Annotated in this window: 14 protein-coding genes; 7 read left to right on the plus strand and 7 right to left on the minus strand. The window is 42.4% G+C overall.

Annotation, left to right across the window (positions count from 1 at the left end; genetic code table 11):
• Positions 1-5: 5 nt before the first annotated feature.
• The 5 genes from ACTJKG_RS19125 (at position 6) to ACTJKG_RS19145 (ending at position 7,132) form a co-directional block, all read left to right on the plus strand.
• A complete protein-coding gene (locus ACTJKG_RS19125) occupies positions 6-2,858 on the plus strand; it encodes a SusC/RagA family TonB-linked outer membrane protein (RefSeq protein ID WP_440740154.1) in 2,853 nt (950 codons plus the stop codon).
• A gap of 25 nt (positions 2,859-2,883) precedes the next feature.
• Positions 2,884-4,572: a RagB/SusD family nutrient uptake outer membrane protein gene (locus ACTJKG_RS19130; protein ID WP_440740155.1), complete on the plus strand. Its 1,689-nt coding sequence runs from the start codon at positions 2,884-2,886 to the stop codon at positions 4,570-4,572.
• Between the two features lie 71 nt (positions 4,573-4,643).
• A complete protein-coding gene (locus ACTJKG_RS19135; RefSeq protein ID WP_440740156.1) occupies positions 4,644-5,681 on the plus strand; it encodes a DUF1735 domain-containing protein in 1,038 nt (345 codons plus the stop codon).
• A 183-nt stretch (positions 5,682-5,864) separates the two neighbouring features.
• Positions 5,865-6,767: a DMT family transporter gene (locus ACTJKG_RS19140; protein ID WP_172337152.1), complete on the plus strand. Its 903-nt coding sequence runs from the start codon at positions 5,865-5,867 to the stop codon at positions 6,765-6,767.
• A gap of 14 nt (positions 6,768-6,781) precedes the next feature.
• Complete coding sequence (locus ACTJKG_RS19145; protein ID WP_172337151.1) at positions 6,782-7,132, plus strand: VOC family protein; 351 nt, start codon at positions 6,782-6,784, stop codon at positions 7,130-7,132.
• 13 nt (positions 7,133-7,145) lie between these two features.
• Here the strand turns inward: ACTJKG_RS19145 and ACTJKG_RS19150 are convergent, their stop codons facing one another.
• Entirely contained in the window at positions 7,146-9,581 is a 2,436-nt protein-coding gene (locus ACTJKG_RS19150) for a gliding motility-associated C-terminal domain-containing protein (protein ID WP_440740157.1), read from the minus strand.
• A 374-nt stretch (positions 9,582-9,955) separates the two neighbouring features.
• Here ACTJKG_RS19150 and ACTJKG_RS19155 point away from each other — a divergent pair, with 374 nt between their 5' ends.
• Entirely contained in the window at positions 9,956-10,729 is a 774-nt protein-coding gene (locus tag ACTJKG_RS19155) for a helix-turn-helix domain-containing protein (RefSeq protein WP_440740158.1), read from the plus strand.
• A 74-nt stretch (positions 10,730-10,803) separates the two neighbouring features.
• Positions 10,804-11,118, plus strand: coding sequence for a hypothetical protein (locus ACTJKG_RS19160; RefSeq protein ID WP_172337148.1), 315 nt, complete (start codon positions 10,804-10,806; stop codon positions 11,116-11,118).
• A 55-nt stretch (positions 11,119-11,173) separates the two neighbouring features.
• Here the strand turns inward: ACTJKG_RS19160 and ACTJKG_RS19165 are convergent, their stop codons facing one another.
• The 6 genes from ACTJKG_RS19165 to ACTJKG_RS19190 all read right to left on the minus strand — a co-directional run bounded on the left by ACTJKG_RS19165 (position 11,174) and on the right by ACTJKG_RS19190 (position 16,197).
• The gene (locus ACTJKG_RS19165) at positions 11,174-12,268 is read right to left on the minus strand and encodes an SDR family oxidoreductase (protein ID WP_440740159.1); all 1,095 of its coding nucleotides are present in this window, start codon (positions 12,266-12,268) and stop codon (positions 11,174-11,176) included.
• Positions 12,269-12,398: 130 nt separating this feature from the next.
• Positions 12,399-13,745, minus strand: coding sequence for a sigma-54-dependent transcriptional regulator (locus tag ACTJKG_RS19170; RefSeq protein ID WP_172337147.1), 1,347 nt, complete (start codon positions 13,743-13,745; stop codon positions 12,399-12,401).
• A gap of 120 nt (positions 13,746-13,865) precedes the next feature.
• Positions 13,866-14,069, minus strand: a complete 204-nt coding sequence (locus tag ACTJKG_RS19175) for a YqaE/Pmp3 family membrane protein (protein WP_172337146.1) — start codon at positions 14,067-14,069, stop codon at positions 13,866-13,868.
• A 78-nt stretch (positions 14,070-14,147) separates the two neighbouring features.
• Complete coding sequence (locus tag ACTJKG_RS19180) at positions 14,148-14,687, minus strand: acyl-CoA thioesterase (RefSeq protein WP_440740160.1); 540 nt, start codon at positions 14,685-14,687, stop codon at positions 14,148-14,150.
• A 72-nt stretch (positions 14,688-14,759) separates the two neighbouring features.
• Positions 14,760-14,894: a hypothetical protein gene (locus tag ACTJKG_RS19185; RefSeq protein WP_256367811.1), complete on the minus strand. Its 135-nt coding sequence runs from the start codon at positions 14,892-14,894 to the stop codon at positions 14,760-14,762.
• A 46-nt stretch (positions 14,895-14,940) separates the two neighbouring features.
• Positions 14,941-16,197, minus strand: coding sequence for a DUF5103 domain-containing protein (locus ACTJKG_RS19190; protein WP_440740161.1), 1,257 nt, complete (start codon positions 16,195-16,197; stop codon positions 14,941-14,943).
• Positions 16,198-16,719 lie beyond the last annotated feature (522 nt).

Here is a 16,719-nt window from a genome sequence, read left to right on the forward strand (position 1 = left end):
GAAAAATGAAAAAAGAATATATAACCCTTTTTGCATGGATTTTTACGTTCTGTAGTTTTTCTGCCGCTAACGCGCAAACTACGAATGTTACTCAGGCAGATTCCACTAGAAACAGCAATAATGCTACAAAAGCCATAATTGATGGTGGAATAAAAACTGAAAGATCCTGGAGAAATACAGGCGCGGTTTTTACCCTTCCGGGTGAAGATCTGACCCACATGACCGTAGGTAATTTATTAAACACACTTCAGGGGCGGATTCCTGGCTTAACCGTAGTAACCGGATCTGGCGAGCCAGGCTACGATAACCCCACACTTTATGTGCGTGGCCAAAGCAGCTGGAATATAGCCGGGAACCAGGTACTCATCTACCTGGATGGATCACAGGTTGATATGGGAGCTATAAGTGGTTTATCAGCCTATGAAATAGAATCGGTAACCCTGTTAAAAGATGCGTCGGCACTGGCCGTTTATGGTTTACAGGGTGGAGCAGGTGTATTAAGCATCAAAACTAAAAGAGGTGCGGTGATACCTAAAACCCAGATAACCGTTAATGGCCGGTATGGAATACTCAGCGCTATCGATCTGCCTACAGTAATGGATGCTTATGGCTATACAACAGGTTACAATCAGGCACTCAAAAATGATGGCTTGCCTATCAAATATCCTAATCCTGAGTTATATAAGGCGTCTAATGATCCATATCACCCTAATGTGAACTGGTATGATGAACTGCTTAAAAAAACATCAACTATTCAGGATTACAATTTTTCTTTCAGGGGTGGCAATGCCACAGCCAAGTATTACGTGCTGATGAACTATACCAACTTTGAAGGTTTATATAAAAATGCCGATATCATCGACAAAGACTTTGGCACAAATGCAAAGTATACCAAACTGAACCTTCGGGCCAATGTAGAGTTACAACTGAACAAGAATCTCTCGGTAATGGCCAATATCAGCGGCATAACCGAAGATAGAAATACACCATCAGGCTTTGCCGCCGGTGACGTGTTCAACGCGTTGATGTATCTGCCTGCTTCGGCCTTCCCGGTAAAAAACCCGAATGGTTCATGGGGCAATAACTCTGTATATAATTTTAACCCGGTTCAGCTTTTACAACAAAACGGGGTATACAGTTCCCATACCCGCACCCTTCAAACCACCTTTAGCTTTACACAGAAACTGGATGCTATAACCAAAGGCCTGGATTTGCGCGGACTGGTTGCATTTAGTAATCAGTATGTTGGTGTGTATCAAAAGCTTTTCTCGGTGCCTTCTTATGAAATTGTAAAAGATGCAAATGATCAGCCGGTAATATCAGGAGGGAAAGTTGTTTATAAAACAATAGGCACCATCAGCCAGTCAAGTAATGATAACGGTGGCCCATTCTGGAACCGGACAACCGTACAGGTTGGCTTTGATTACGATCGGAGTTTTGGCAAACATACTTTTACAGGTATGATCATGGCCCGCAGACAGGGCTATAGTCACAACGGTTTAACTTACCAGGTACGTACGCAAGGCTTATCAGGTGATTTAACCTATGATTATGATCAAAAGTACATTGTTGATTTTTCCGCCGCATACAACGGGTCTGCTGATTTTGCACCCGGTAACCGGTATGGCTTTTTCCCCGCTGTTGGTTTGGGCTGGATAGTATCTAAGGAAGACTTTTTGAAAGATAACAGTGCCATCAATTTTCTGAAATTAAGAGCTTCTTACGGCTCCACAGGTAATATCAACGAGAATTACAGGTTTCTGTATCAACAATTTGCAGTAGGTTCTCCCGGATGGATAACGGGGACTGCTAATACCTATCACGGAGGTTTGGCAGAAGGCCCCTTTACCAATGCCGATGCTGCCTGGGAGAAGAAAACCACGCTTAACATTGGTGTTGATTGGGTGTTATGGAAAAAGTTTTCAGGTACAATTGACGTATTTACAGAAAAACGTACCGGCATCCTTGAGATCCCATCAGCTGGTGTGCCTGATTATACTGGCTTTAACTTGCAATATGCTAATACTGGCGAAGTTCATAATAAAGGAATTGAGGCTTCTCTTAAATTTGATGAAAAGCATCGCAATTTTGAATACTATGTTGGTGGATCGGTAGCCTTTGCCCGGAATAAAATAACCAAGAGATCTGAAGCCCCACAGCCTTATAATTACCTGTACACCCAGGGCTATCCTCTTGACCAAATGCGCGGATTAGTTTTCAAGGGTTTCTACCAGCAGTCTGATTTTGATGCTAACGGTAACTTAAAGCAAGGGGTACCGGCCTCATCTTATACCAATGTTAAACCAGGCGACCTAAAATTCGCCGATCAGGACGGCAATGGTATCATCAATGATTATGACAAAGTTCCTTTAAATTACACCAAACTCCCCGAAATTACTATCGGCTTTAACCTGGGTTTCAAATTTAAAGGATTTGATTTCGATGCCTATCTGCAGGGTGTAATGCACCGTACAGTGAGTTTGCTTGATGATGCGCCTTATTATATTAGACCATTTGTAAACAACAATAACATTACCGCATTTTCTGCAAACAGCTGGACTCCTGAAAATGCTACTACGGCTACATCACCACGCCTCTCCACCTTGAGCAATGCCAATAACACCCAGGCTTCTGATTTCTGGATGCGCAATGGCAATTTTCTAAAACTCCGGAGTGTTGAGCTGGGCTATACCTTACCTCAAAAAGGTTTTTTAAAGAAACTTGATGCTGTACGGGTATTTGTCAATGGAACCAACTTATTTACATGGGATAAAATTGATGATCTGGAGGCCGAACGCCTTTCGATGGGATATCCTTTAATGAAAACTGTAAGTTTTGGAATGAAAGTGAAATTGTAGTATAAACAATTGTAATTACAAGGAAATGAAAAAAAATAGATATATAATAGCATTACTGGCCATGGGTACGCTGCTTTACTCCTGTAAGCGTGATTATCTGGATGTGCAAACTTTACAGGCCGGTGTTACTGTTGATAAACTTTACAGCAACTATACCTATGTACAGCAACAGGTTTGGAATACTTATAGTTACCTGCCCGATGGCTTTGCCAACCTGGATATGGAGGCAGCTACCGATAATGCAGAAGCGACCAACCCTTTAGATACATCGCAAACCTATAACACCGGTACCTGGAATCAGTACAATAACCCTGCTGATGTTTGGGCCCGGAACTTTAAAGGCATAAGACAAGCCAATCTTTACCTGAAAAATAAAAGCGCGGTTGATATTTCCTATATTAAAGATAAGATCACATCGACAGATTCAACCGCTTATTTTAACGCCCGGAATAACATTAAATTTATGGAAGGCGAAACACTTTTTTTAAAAGCGTTTTTCTACTTCGAGTTGGTTAAGCGTTATGGAGGTGTACCTATTTTTGATCAGCCGTTTGATTATGATGATGCCAACACCTGGAAAAATGCACAAAGAAACTCTCTTGACGAGTGTCTAAAATATATTGTTTCCTTATGCGATAAGTCGGCAGCTATTATACCTGCTAACCTGAGCCCTTATTCATGGTATGAGGCAGGCCGTGTTGCGCAAGGGGCAATAAAGGCGCTAAAAGCAAAAGCTTTGTTATACGGGGCCAGCCCGCTTTTTAAAGATAATGGTTCAACGGTAACATGGGCCCAGGCTGCTGCTGCTGCACATGATGTAATAGCTTTGGGCACCTATTCGCTCGATGCTAATTATGCCAATTTATATGGAGCAAATAGCACAACCTCCGCCGAGCTTATATTTTATAGGCGTTATGGTGCTATCAATACTGTGGAATATGCTAATTACCCAATTGCATTTCAGAATAGCAGAGGTAAGAGTATTGCACCGACTGAAAACTTTGTAGAGAGTTTTGAAGTGCTTCAAAAGGACGGCTCGGGTAATATAACCGGTGCGGTGCCCTTTAGCTGGAATAATCCGGATCAGGCTGCAAACCCCTATCAGAACCGTGACCCCCGTTTTGCTGCCACCGTGGTATATAATGGATCTACATTTAAATCTACCGCTATCGAAACATTTACCGGTGGTAATAGTGGTTTGCCAAAACAAAATGCCACTAAAACAGGCTACTACCTGTCAAAATGGGTCAATCAATCTATCGATTTAGTTAATAACACTACAGCCAATCATGCCTGGATCTATTTCAGGTACGGCGAGCTCCTGTTGAATTATGCAGAGGCCATGTATAATGCTTATGGCGCCGATGCCGATCCGCAAGGATATGGAATGACTGCCTCACAGGCCCTCAACAAGGTAAGGCAACGTGTAAAAATGCCGGTATTAACAGCGCTGAGCCAACAAGCTATTGAACATGAGCGTAATGTGGAATTGAGTTATGAAGATCAGCGTTTCTGGGATGTCCGCAGATGGAAAGAAGGTTCCGTTTATTTCAAAACTCCGGTAAGCCGTATCGAGATCACGAATACCGGAGGTTCAAATAGCTATGCAGTTAAGCAATTGGAAGCACGGGTATTTGACGAAAAAATGAATTGGTTCCCGATTCCGCAAAGCGAGATCGCGAAAACCAATTGGAAGCAAAACCCAGGTTGGTAATAGTATCCGGATCATTATGCAGACAAAGTATAATGATCCCTCTTAAATATTAAGAATTAAAAAAATATTTTATGAAAATTCATGTATCATCAATATTAAAATGGGCTGCCTGCATGGTTTTGATCCTCGCTTCCTGCAAACAGGAATACCTGGAAGGCGTAAAATCAAACCCGGCGGTAAAAGTTTATTTACCCCAGGCCGAAAAGCCGAATGGACTTGTAGACGTAATTACTGACAGCAAACTGGTTGTTGACAGCACGGCTGGGACGGCTAATTTTTCTGTGCCTGTTTATCGTGGCGGCGAGTCTAATTTTGATGCTTTAACGGTAGATGTGAGCGTTGATAATGCGGCGATAGCAAGTTTGGTTTCATCAGGTGCTTTGCCTGCCAATACCGTTATACTTGATCCCGCTGATTATACAATATCACCAAAAGATTCTGTTGTGCTTGATAATCATATTATGAAAGGGAGCATCATACCTAAAATAAAGATAGCCTCTATGTCAAAGTATGGAGGAAAAACGGCCGCCTTAGGTATAAAAATAGCCAACTCATCAAAGCAGGAGGTAAACACCGATATGAACAAGGTCATTATTTATTTTAATGTAGACCAGTTGCTGGATGCAGTTACTCCGATAACTAATATGGTTGATAAAACCAAGTGGACGGTTTTAAAGATCGCTTCGAATGACAATGTAACCTTTACGGTTAATAACGACGGAAGCATATTGGCAGCAGGAGGTAACGGCGGACATCAGGGTGTTTATCAGCCATTCCAGGTTAGGGCCAATAAGAATTATAAAATTGATTTTAATGTAAAGGGACAGGGTGCCACCAATACCTGGTTTGAGGTTTACCTGAGCACCGTAGCGCCAACTCAGGGTACAGATTATAACAGCGGTGGCATACGTATGGCACTAAATACCTGGACAGGTTGTGGAAACACGCCTTTTAACGGTTTGTTATCGGCCGTTAAATGTGCCGGCAGTGGTAATGTGGTTTCATTTCCTAACGCTGGTACCGTTTGGCTGGTTATAAAATCCGGAGGGGATAATCTGGGCACAGGAGGTATAAAACTGACTAACATTGATTTTAGAAGGGTTGATTAACCTATGATATTGATAAACTCTTTTTGAGATATAGTTGATATAATATATTGATACAGCGTCCCGGGGTGAGATACGGGGCGCTTTTTTGTTTTAAAAAATTCTTAATGGTCATATCATCTCAGTCATTATACTCATTTGTTTGATTATTTATCACAAATTATCAAATAGTGGTATCTTGAAAAAATGTTAAATAAGAAATTCATAGGTCTAAGCAGCATATTGTTTGTTATGATTGTTTGGGGAAGCAGTTATCCTGTAACCAAGATCATTATCAATGATGTTGCTCCGTTAACACTTGCTTTTTGCCGTTGTTCTGTGGGGGCTGTTACTTTACTGCTTACTTTTTTTATTACTAAAGATAAGCCGATCAGAGCCTATTTGATAGGTGTACCCTGGCCCTACATCATATTTATGGGTTTATCAGGCGTTACCTGCTTTTATACCCTTTTCAATCTTTCGGCTCAAATGACATCGGCGTCAGTAGGTTCTTTAATACAGGGCTTTATACCGGTTTGTATAGCTTTATTTGCCGCTGTATTCCTTAAAGAAAAACTGTCTGCTGTGCAGGTTATCGGGATAATTGCCTCTTTAATTGGTGTAATGCTAATCGGCTTTTTATCAAGCGACAATAACACTGATACGCGGAATAGTATAACCGGTAATCTGTTAATGATTGTTGCTGTAGTTTCCTGGGCTGCATATACTATTATGTCCAAAAAAGCGGCCCATTTCAACCCTTTATTAATAACCAGCTTGAGTACCCTTGTTGGTTCAGCCTGTTTATTACCAGCCGCCATATTTGAGAACCGGTACACAGGTTGGCCTGTTATTCACCTTAATTCGTGGTTAGTTATCCTGTATCTTGGTGCGGTATCCTCCGGTATATGTTATTTTCTTTATAGTAAGTCTCTCCGGTTGTTAACAGCTTCGCAGGTTGGAAATTTTGCTAATCTTGACCCCGTAGTTGGATTGCTCATTTCGCTTATTTTTTTAAATGAGCATATTAATATTTTGCAGATAGCTGGTGCTGTTTTAGTTTTAGGTGGAATTGTGCTGAGCACCAGAAGAAGTCAATTAGCCAATTAAGATATATTATATCGATGAAAGTAAAACGAATTGTTACTAATATCAACACGCCTGATGTTGCGGAAGCCAAACGTTTCTACCAGGAGGTATTAGGGCTTGATCTGATAATGGATCATGGCTGGATAGCAACATACGGCTCTGATGAAGAGATGAACATCCAGATCAGCTTTGCATTTGAGGGGGGATCGGGTACGCCGGTTCCGGATATTTCCATAGAAGTTGATGATATTAACGCTGCGATTGAACGGGTGCGTAAAGCAGGATTCGGCATAGAATATGGACCGGTTGACGAACCATGGGGAGTAAGGCGCTTTTATGTACGTGATCCATTTGGCAAGCTGATCAATATACTTGCGCATCTGTAGTATTGTTAATCTATTATCGGATAATAGCCACCCATCCGGATAAGGGTTTACTGCCATTTTTTAAGTCGATGATATAATAGTAAGTACCCGGTGGTACCTGGCTGCCATGATAAGTGCCATCCCACGGCGTGCCATAGCCGTTGGTATGAAATAAGGCCTGTCCATAGCGATTAAATATGTTAACTGTACAATTTGGATAATTAACCAGGTCGTCAATTTTCCATACATCGTTAAAGCCGTCACCATTGGGTGTAAATGTATTGGGAATATGAATAGGGCTTATTACGGTAACCGTAACCGGTACTATGGTTTGACAATTGAGCGATGAGGTAGCCGTGAGATAATAAGTAGTAGTAACACCTGGAAATGCCAGCGGATATGGCGTAGTGGTACTATTAAGACCAAATGAAGGCGACCAGCTTAAAGAAACGATATCTCCGGATAGCTGTGGGTTTAGCGTAACACTTTCGCCCAGTTTTATGGTAGGGTTTTGATCAAAAACAATCCCCGGCGCAGGGTTAATATGAACTTGTATGGGCAAACTGGTTTGCGGTACGGTACAACTTGCGTTATTGGTTGTAATGCAGGTAACTACATCATCATTTTGTAAATTGTTACTGCTAAAAGTTGACTGGTTTGTTCCGACGCTAACACCGTTTACCTGCCATTGATAGCTGTTAACGGAAGTGCCATTAGGTATCGTTGCCGTAAAATCAATGGATTTGCCGGCACATACAGTAGCATCGGCCGGCACGGAACTTATGGTGGATGTAATTCCCGCCTGTGGAGAGGTAGAGTTAATAGAACTTAATACCGTTACCGGAACATCGATAGAAACCGTACCGCCCAGCATGGCGGGTGTATTGGTATTGCCGTTATTATTGCCAACTATGCCATTCCCCGCAATGGTGGTAAGCTGCCCAGAAGGGGTTATACGTACAATACGCTCATTATCGGTATCAACTACGATGAGGTTGCCAAACGGATCCAATTTGATGCCGATAGGATTATTTAAAGTAGCTTTATCGTTGGGGTTAGTTGTTGACAGTACAAGTGTAATAACCTTGCCCGATGGATCGATCTTGCGGATAGCGTTATTCTTTGAATCAGTTATATATAAATTCCCCAGATTGTCCCTGGTAATGCCTTTAGGCTGATTAAAGCTTGCCGCGGCACCTATACCATCCGTAAACCCCGAGCCGTCATGACCTGCTATTATGGTTATGGTTCCATCGGGAGCTATTTTTTTAATAGCGCTGGTATAATCGGTTATATATAAGTTTCCGAGCGGATCTGTAGTTACGCCTACAGGGTTGTTTAATTTGGAAACAGAGGAGGGCGCGGTAATAGTAGTAACCATTCCGCCAGGCGTTACCTTGCGGATCAGGTAATCGCCCTGAGTGATATACAAATTACCGGCAGCATCTATAGTGATACCTTTTGGATCCTGGAAGCTCGCGGCTGTGCCCAGTCCATCAACAGTTTGGTTCTGCCCGTTACCTGCTATTGTGGTAACGGTACCATCAGGTGCTATCTTCCGTACGCGGTCATTCTCGTCAATTACATACAGGTTCCCCGAAGGATCGATAGTAATGCCGTTAAGTACTTTAAATTTTGCCGTAGTGGCGTTACCATCGGCATAGCCACAGCCACTGCCACCCGCAAAAGTTGTTACGGTGCCATCACTCGCTATCTTTCTGATGCTGCAGCTATAACCATCCGCTACATAAATATTGCCGGCCGCGTCGGTTATCGCGTCAGAGGGTACGCTAAAAGTTACAGCCTGTGGATTAGGGCGTAAATTACTACTAGTGAGCGTAATGGTTTGATTGCCAAGATTGGCGCAAGTTAAATTTTGAGGATTTATGGTATTGGTTAGTGTGCTGCCATCGCATACAAATGGAGAGCCCAGATCTGCTACCTGTACCTGGTAGCCTCCACTTTCGCTTAATTTAAGTGTTATAGGTTCGGGGCGAGGGAAAATTACCGGAATAGCATAAGAAGTAACTGTAAAAAAAATAGCCGTAATGCCACCAAACTGGTCGCTGGCAGTAAGCGTTATATTAGTTGGTTGATTTACGTTTAAAGGAGTACCTGGAAGAGGCTCCTGCTTAATGCTAAGTATAGCGTTTGGACAGATATCGTGGGGTACAAACATCGTGGTATAATCAGGCAAAAGCGTATTGCAGCTATTATCTGCCGGGATGGTTATATCATGATAATCTGGGAATACTGGTTTACTGGTAACTATAACCGGTATGGATTGGGTTACCGTTGTACCCGGTGTACCATTGCTGGCTGTTACCGATATACTTTGTGCACCAAGGGATGAACAGTCGAGATTTGGAGTATTAACCACTGTGGTTCCGTTTGTGGCAAGTCCCGTGACATCGGCAACATCGGTAAACACAACGGTTTTATGACCGGTTTCGTCAAGTTGCAATCTCACAGCCGTTTTAGGAATAATGTGCGGAGCTTGTGCAAGGGCTTTACCAAAGGCAAAAATTAAAAAGCAAAATACATATAGACCTTTTTTTAATGCTCCGGATGCACCAGTAATTATCCTATTGTTTTTTAGGTGACAGGTAAAAGCTGAAATAAAGGTTGAAAGCATCTTTTTCCTTGCATTACAGGTAATACATTTTATTACCCGTGAGTTAACACAAAGCTGTTAATTAGCAAATTAAACGAAAAAGCGGTTCATTATGTTCAGCGTGCTTGTATCCATATTATTCATTATTTAATGAATCCTCTTATTGTCGATCTGCAAAAGATGACAATACTATAAACTAAAGTGTAAGGTTTAAATTTAAATTAGTGATCATGAAAATGGAGCGGCACCTTCCTGCTGATATTTTAAAACCCTTTGTTGAACACTATCTTTTTATTGAAAGTGAGCAGGGGATGGAAAACCGTGTATTACCGGATACCTCCGTGGTTATGAGTTTTAGGTATAGAGGCACCATAAGTGATGAAGTTGCCGGAATAAAAAATAATTTGCCTGGCACGGTCATTACGGGACTGCGAAAATCGGTTCGTTTGATTAATTATTTAGCGCAGGCCGCAACACTGCTCGTTATTTTTAAGCCGGGAGGAGCAGCCCCGTTCTTTAAAGAACCGCTGCATGAAATATTTGGTGTAAGCTTAGCGTTGGATGACCTGATCGGGAGGCAGAAAGTGGCCGAAATAGAAGAGCAATTGAACGAAGTAAATGATAGCTTTCAACGCATTGCTATTGTGGAACGATTTTTACTTTCGAGATTATATCATGCCAAAGCCGATTCGCTTATACAGCAAACTATCCGGCAGATTCGTATGGGTAAAGGAATGGTGCGGATAAAAGACCTGGTAAGTACATTACCCATTAGCCATGATCCATTCGAAAAAAGGTTCCGGAAAATAACAGGTACTTCTCCCAAGCAATTTTCTTCTATAGTTCGTTTACGAAATCTGATCGAGAACTATAATCCGACGGTCGATCTTACCGAGGCCGCTTTATCTGCCGGTTATTTTGATCAGGCCCATTTTATAAAAGACTTCAGAACATTCACCGGGCAAACCCCGCATGAGTTTTTCAGATCGACCATTTACTGGTAAATTAATGATTTTTTACAATTATTAGGTAATTGGATTGCTGAATTTTGAATCAACAATAATCCAGCAAAAACATCATGAAACAAATATTCATCGACAAATTTATAATCCCCCAAAACGGTAAACAGGAATTTACCGAACGGATGAATTTCAACAGGAACTTTATCAAAAATCTACCGGGCTTTTTAGGGGATGCTGCTTATGAACGACAGGACGACAACGGGAACATTATTTGCATCACTGTTGCCAATTGGGAAAGCGAAGATGCTTTGAATCTGGCAAAGGCTGCTGTGCAAGCAGAATATCAACGCATTGGTTTTAACCCAACAGAATTGCTTACCCGCCTGAATATTATTATGGAGCGGGAGATCTATCAGCCAGTGAACAATTGATCAGAACAGCAGCAGGTATACAAATAAAGTATGCCTGCTGCTGTTCTGTGTAAACTTATGGAATCACTTTTTTACGGCGGAATTCATCAAACAAATTAGCAAACATTTGTTCGGTATCTACATATTCGTGAAAGCCCAAACGACGTGCTTTTGAACCATCGGCAAAAAAATCATAATCCCAGGAGAAAACAAAATCACCGAAACCCCAATAAGAAACACCTTCGTATCGGTGTTTTTCGAGTTCATATTTTTCCTGTATCTTTTCCCATACCGGGGCTTTATCAGCCATCACCGTTTGCATGGGCATTTGCAGTGGTGGCGCGGTTTCCATATCAAAATAGCGGGCAATTTTAGGCCACATTTCGTTCCAGCGGAATAAGTCGCCATTGTTGATATTAAAAGCCTGGTTGGCACAATTTGGGTTTGTTGCCGCCCATACAGTTGCTTTTGCCAAGAGTCCGGCATCGGTCATTTCCATGAGTTTGTCATAAGCACCTGGTTTACCCGGAAAGCGTAACGGGATGCCTAATTCTTTGGAGATGGTAGCATAAACAGCGATAAGCAATGCCAGGTTCATAGGGTTGCCTAAAGCCGTGCCTCCCACTACCGAAGGCCGTATGGCCGACCATGTCCAGCTTTTGCCTTGTTGCCGTTGCTCCAGGAAATTTTGCTGATCAACATTAAACTCGGGCGGCATGTGACCGGCGTCACTCTCTTTGGCCGGTGTTTTAAATGGCCCCAGGTGAGCTCCATAAACCTTATATCCCTGCATCAGGCTAATATGCTGCAGGTTTAAAGCAATGGGTTCAATAACGTTAACTACGTTAACCAGCATAGCTAAATTGGGCTCAACCAGTTCGGCCCAGGTAGGTTTGTCCTGGTAGGCTGCATAAAATATGTGGGTAACTGCAGATAGGGAATTTAATTGTTTGGCCGTATCTCCTTTATCAAGAAGGTTTACCGAAATGTATTTAACGTTTGCTGAAGAAGTGCCCCCACGCCGGGACAGACCAATAATATTCCAGTCGCCAAGCGATAAAAGATGGTTAATAAGATTAGTGCCGATAACGCCATTGGCGCCAACGATGAGAGCTGTTTTTGCCGGGTTTGAGATTGGGTTGTTCATCATCATGTTTGTTGCTGATGCCAAAATTCTGGATTTAAGTGCCCGCCGCCCTGTAAAAAACAAGTATTAATATGTAAGAACGTTGGTAAAATAAGGAGCATATAATGCTATTCGAAAAACTTTTTCAAAACTGTTTAGGCAAGATTGGCTGATCCTATTCCAGTCCGTACTCCTTCAGTTTCCGGTAAAGGGTAGCTACCCCGATATTTAAAAGATGGGCGGCTTCAGAGCGGTTGCCATGGGTATGGTTCAGCACCCGTTGAATGTGCAGCTTCTCTACCGATGACAGATCAAACGCCGATATCGGTATACCTGTTTTTACCTGTTGCTGCTGAATTTCGTAAGGTAACAGGCTTTCATCTAAAATCTGAGTATCAGCCAGGATTACCGCGCGTTCAATAACATTTTTGAGTTCGCGGATGTTGCCGGGCCATGGGTAATCTTCAAGTTTATGAACAAACTCATCGCTGAGTTCATTGATTTGCTTTTTAACCTTCAGGGCAAAGTGCTGCATGAAAAATTCGGCCAGCAGCTTAATATCCTTTTTACGCTCGCGCAGGGCGGGCAGGGTGATCTGGAAAACCGAAAGCCGGTAAAACAAGTCTGACCGGAAATGGCCATCCGTGATTTCGTTTTGCAGATTGCGGTTGGTAGCGGCAAGGATACGCACATTTACCTGGGTAGGCTTAATATCACCAATTTTTAAAAACTGTTGCGATTCCAGCACGCGGAGTAATTTGGCTTGCAGATCGTGATCCAACTCGCCTATCTCATCTAAAAAAATGGTACCTCCGTTGGCCTCCTCAAACAGTCCTTTTTTGTCTTTCAGCGCCCCGGTAAATGAGCCTGCTTTATGGCCAAACAGCTCACTTTCCAACAGCTCTTTAGTAAAAGCGCTGCAGTTTACTGCCACGAACGATTTGGTATTGCGGTTACTGGCCTGGTGAATAGCTTCGGCAAAAATTTCTTTGCCGGTACCGGTCTCTCCCAATAGCAAAACTGTAGTATCCGTTAACGCTACCTTTTGCGCCAGTTTGATCACATCGCTAATGGCGGTTGATTTACCGATGAGCCTGTCGAACCCAAATTTATCATTCAGCTTGCTTTGCAGCTCCATAACGGTTTGCTGCAACAGGGCCTTATCCATAGCCTTACTTACCAGAGGGATGATCTTTTCGTTATCGTCACCTTTGGTGATATAGTCAAACGCCCCGGCCTTAATAGCTTTTACACCATCGTTAATAGTGCCGTAGGCTGTTAGTACAATAATTTCTGTTGAAGGATAATTCTTCTTAATGGTTTCTGATAGGGTAATGCCGTCAGTATCAGGTAACTTTACGTCGCTGAGTACTACATGTATATATTCCTGCTGTAGTTTACGCAGGCCTTCTTTACCGTTGGCGGCAGTGAAAACTTCGTGCCCTTCCAGTTGCAGGATCCGGGCAAGCAGGTTGCGTAGCCGTTCCTCGTCATCAATAATTAAGAGCTTACCTTTTTGCATGATGGCAAATATGGTAAATTTTGACCGTTGATTTTAATGATAATGCTGATTTCGTTGATGGCCTTTATATTGAACTACGATTTAATCGACGAAATCAGTGTAATCATATTTATCAGCGGTTTACCAGGCCCTTGCCCGGCGGGTGGCGCGCATCAGCTGGCGGTGCCTCTTGGCCTCATAATAGTCATTGGTTACCAGTATGGCATGTATTATACCCGGTACCAAGAAGAACAGGGTTAAAAATATATTCAGTATAAATGCTCCGATACGGCCGGTGGTCAGGATGGCCAGCGGAGGCAGTAAAAAACATAAAAAATATCTCATGGCACTAAAATTTAAATGGACTGGTACACCGTATCATACCATTTAGACCGCGAAACTATTTTTTTGTTACGGCTGCTGTTAGTCGCGCAGATTGAGTGGCAGTTGTTCGCCAAAAAACAGGGCTTTTAGCTCCGTAGCGTCATTCGGCTGCATTTTACCACCTAGTATTAACCGCAGTTGGCGACGGCGCAAAGCACCTTCGTAAAGCTTAATATCCTCTTCCGTTTCCGGTATCAGGGCAGGTACGGTTGTTTTTTGCCCTTCGCTATCCAGGGCCACAAAGGTGTAGTAAGCTTCGTTACTTTTTACCCGGGTACCCGAGGGTATATTTTGCGCCCATACATCCATCCTTACTTCAACCGAGGTAGTGAACGCACGGGTTACCTTAGCTTCAATGTTGATCACATCCCCCAACTTAATTGGCGACTGGAACGATACATTATCAACCGAAGCGGTTACTACAATACGATTGCAGTGTTTTTGCGCGGATATGGCCGCTGCAATATCCATCCAGTGCAGCAGGCGCCCACCCATCAGGTTGTTTAAAGTATTGGTATCATTGGGTAATACCAGTTCGTTCATGATGGTATATGATTCTTTAGGGGCTTTTCCGGTCATGTGCTGAATTTTGTGCAAAGATAAGCAATAAGTCCGGTTAGGCTAAATCCTCAGGAATCAATTAATGCTTGTTTATTTTTTTGCCATCAGCTCATGAGTAGCCTTACCATCTTTGATGCCGATTTTTACAATATCTCGACCTACATGATAAGCTAACACAGCGAAAGCGATAATAAGGGTACGGGTGATATTTTTAGGTTTGTTCATAAGCACAATTTATGAAATATTATTATTTTAATGAATAGGTTGTAAATTATTTCTTCACGCTGTTCAATTCCCCAAAGCCAACCAGCTCGTCCCAGCGGGCGGTAGGAGCACGGTAGTAGATGAGCAACTGGTAATCATTTTCGGTTTCAAAGTGGCTGCCTTCCAGTACTATATCATTGGCTTTTTTGGTGGCATTATCATACCATACATATTCATAATCATAAACCCCCTGTTTAAGTAGCAGGTTGATATGGTATTTACCATCCTCGCCCATAGTTAGCTTGCTGCGCTCATCCAGTTTATAATCATTAAATGCGCCAACAATATAGGGGCTACCCTCTGCGGCGGATTTATAAGGGGCCAAACCAAAATAGATGTGCGCGTAATCGGCATCAGTACGCGGGTCGGTACCATCCTGGTTCAATACAAAGAACTTGCCGTCATTATCATAGAGCAGCAGGTAATCAGGACTATCGCGAATCGGGTCAGTTAATAGTACCACGTTGTTGGCTGTGTCTTTTATGATACGGGCAATACGCTGGGAGTTAAGCTTCAGCGTGCGGGTATCAAACAGCCTGAACTCATTGCGGCCTGGGAAATCATTGATCGATACATCGTTATAAACCAGTTGTGTACCGCGCACATAAGTGGGCTGCGTGTTTAAAATGCCGGTTTGGGTACGCGCGTTCTGCATCAGTAAAGCACGGATCTCGAATGAAGGGTTTTGTATAGGCAAGCCGGCATAGTCAACCGTAAAGTTTACTTTTTGGTTAGTTTTACGGGTTTGTACATCGGGCGAAGTACCGATAGTGGCCGCTATGGATACCTTTTTGTTGACCACATATAAACGGCGGGTAAGCACCATTTTTGACTGGTCGCCATCCTCATAAACTTTCAGTATGTAATTGCCTGACAGTTTGGGCGCTATATTGTTATTGGGCAGCTTGAGCTCGTAGTGTGTATATTTTTGAATAGTACCAGTTGAATAGGTATAGGTATACAAACGATCGTCAGTAAAGCTTTGCAGGTACTCGGCGGTGGATAGATTTGACGAGTTCCAGCGGGTGTCGCAATGTTCAATAGTATAATAGTAATTACGACTGCCGCCACGCAGATCATCAAAGGCCAGCGTTACTTTTTCTGTTGATCCTAAGGTGATTACCGGGAACGAGCCCTGTTTTTGCGTGTTGTAAAACTCCACGCTTTTGATAGCCGGGTCATAAACATTATTATCATAGGGCGATTGCGCAAATCCCCGGAGGGTAGTGAATAAGAGAACCAGTAGGTAGTAATGTTTTCTCATTTTATATCAATTTATTTGTTGTTCAGCCCTCGGCAGGATTGGCGTGGCGAAATTTAAGAAATTCCCGAACAGAAATAACGGGTTACTACCCATTTAAAAAATTATCCTTTCGGGAAACCTTTTTAAACCTTGAATTTTAACACTTTTCTGCTCAAAAACAGCGGAAAATCTTTCAAAAAGGATTCGAAAACATCGATTTTAACACTTTTTAACAAATTTCAGGGTGGTTTTAGCGTGCTTTTTAAATTTTAAAAAGTATTAAATAATTGATTTTCAAATAACTATATGTAAAATGGTTGATTTTGGGCCTTTTTTTGCTCTTAACACAACAGCCCGGTTACCTGTTTAAAAGGCAGCCGGGCTGTTATTAATAAATATACGATTTTTTGGAATAAGGAGCAAGGACTTTTGGAATAAAGATTCCCCCGCATGTTATTGCGAGTGCAGTGTGGCAATCTCGTTTCAAGTATACGTACGCTACGGGATTACTTCGTATCCGTACAGCAATGACATATGTAATAT

Origin of the sequence: Mucilaginibacter sp. 22184 (assembly GCF_052045695.1) — a bacterium.
Classification (GTDB): Bacteria; Bacteroidota; Bacteroidia; order Sphingobacteriales; family Sphingobacteriaceae; genus Mucilaginibacter.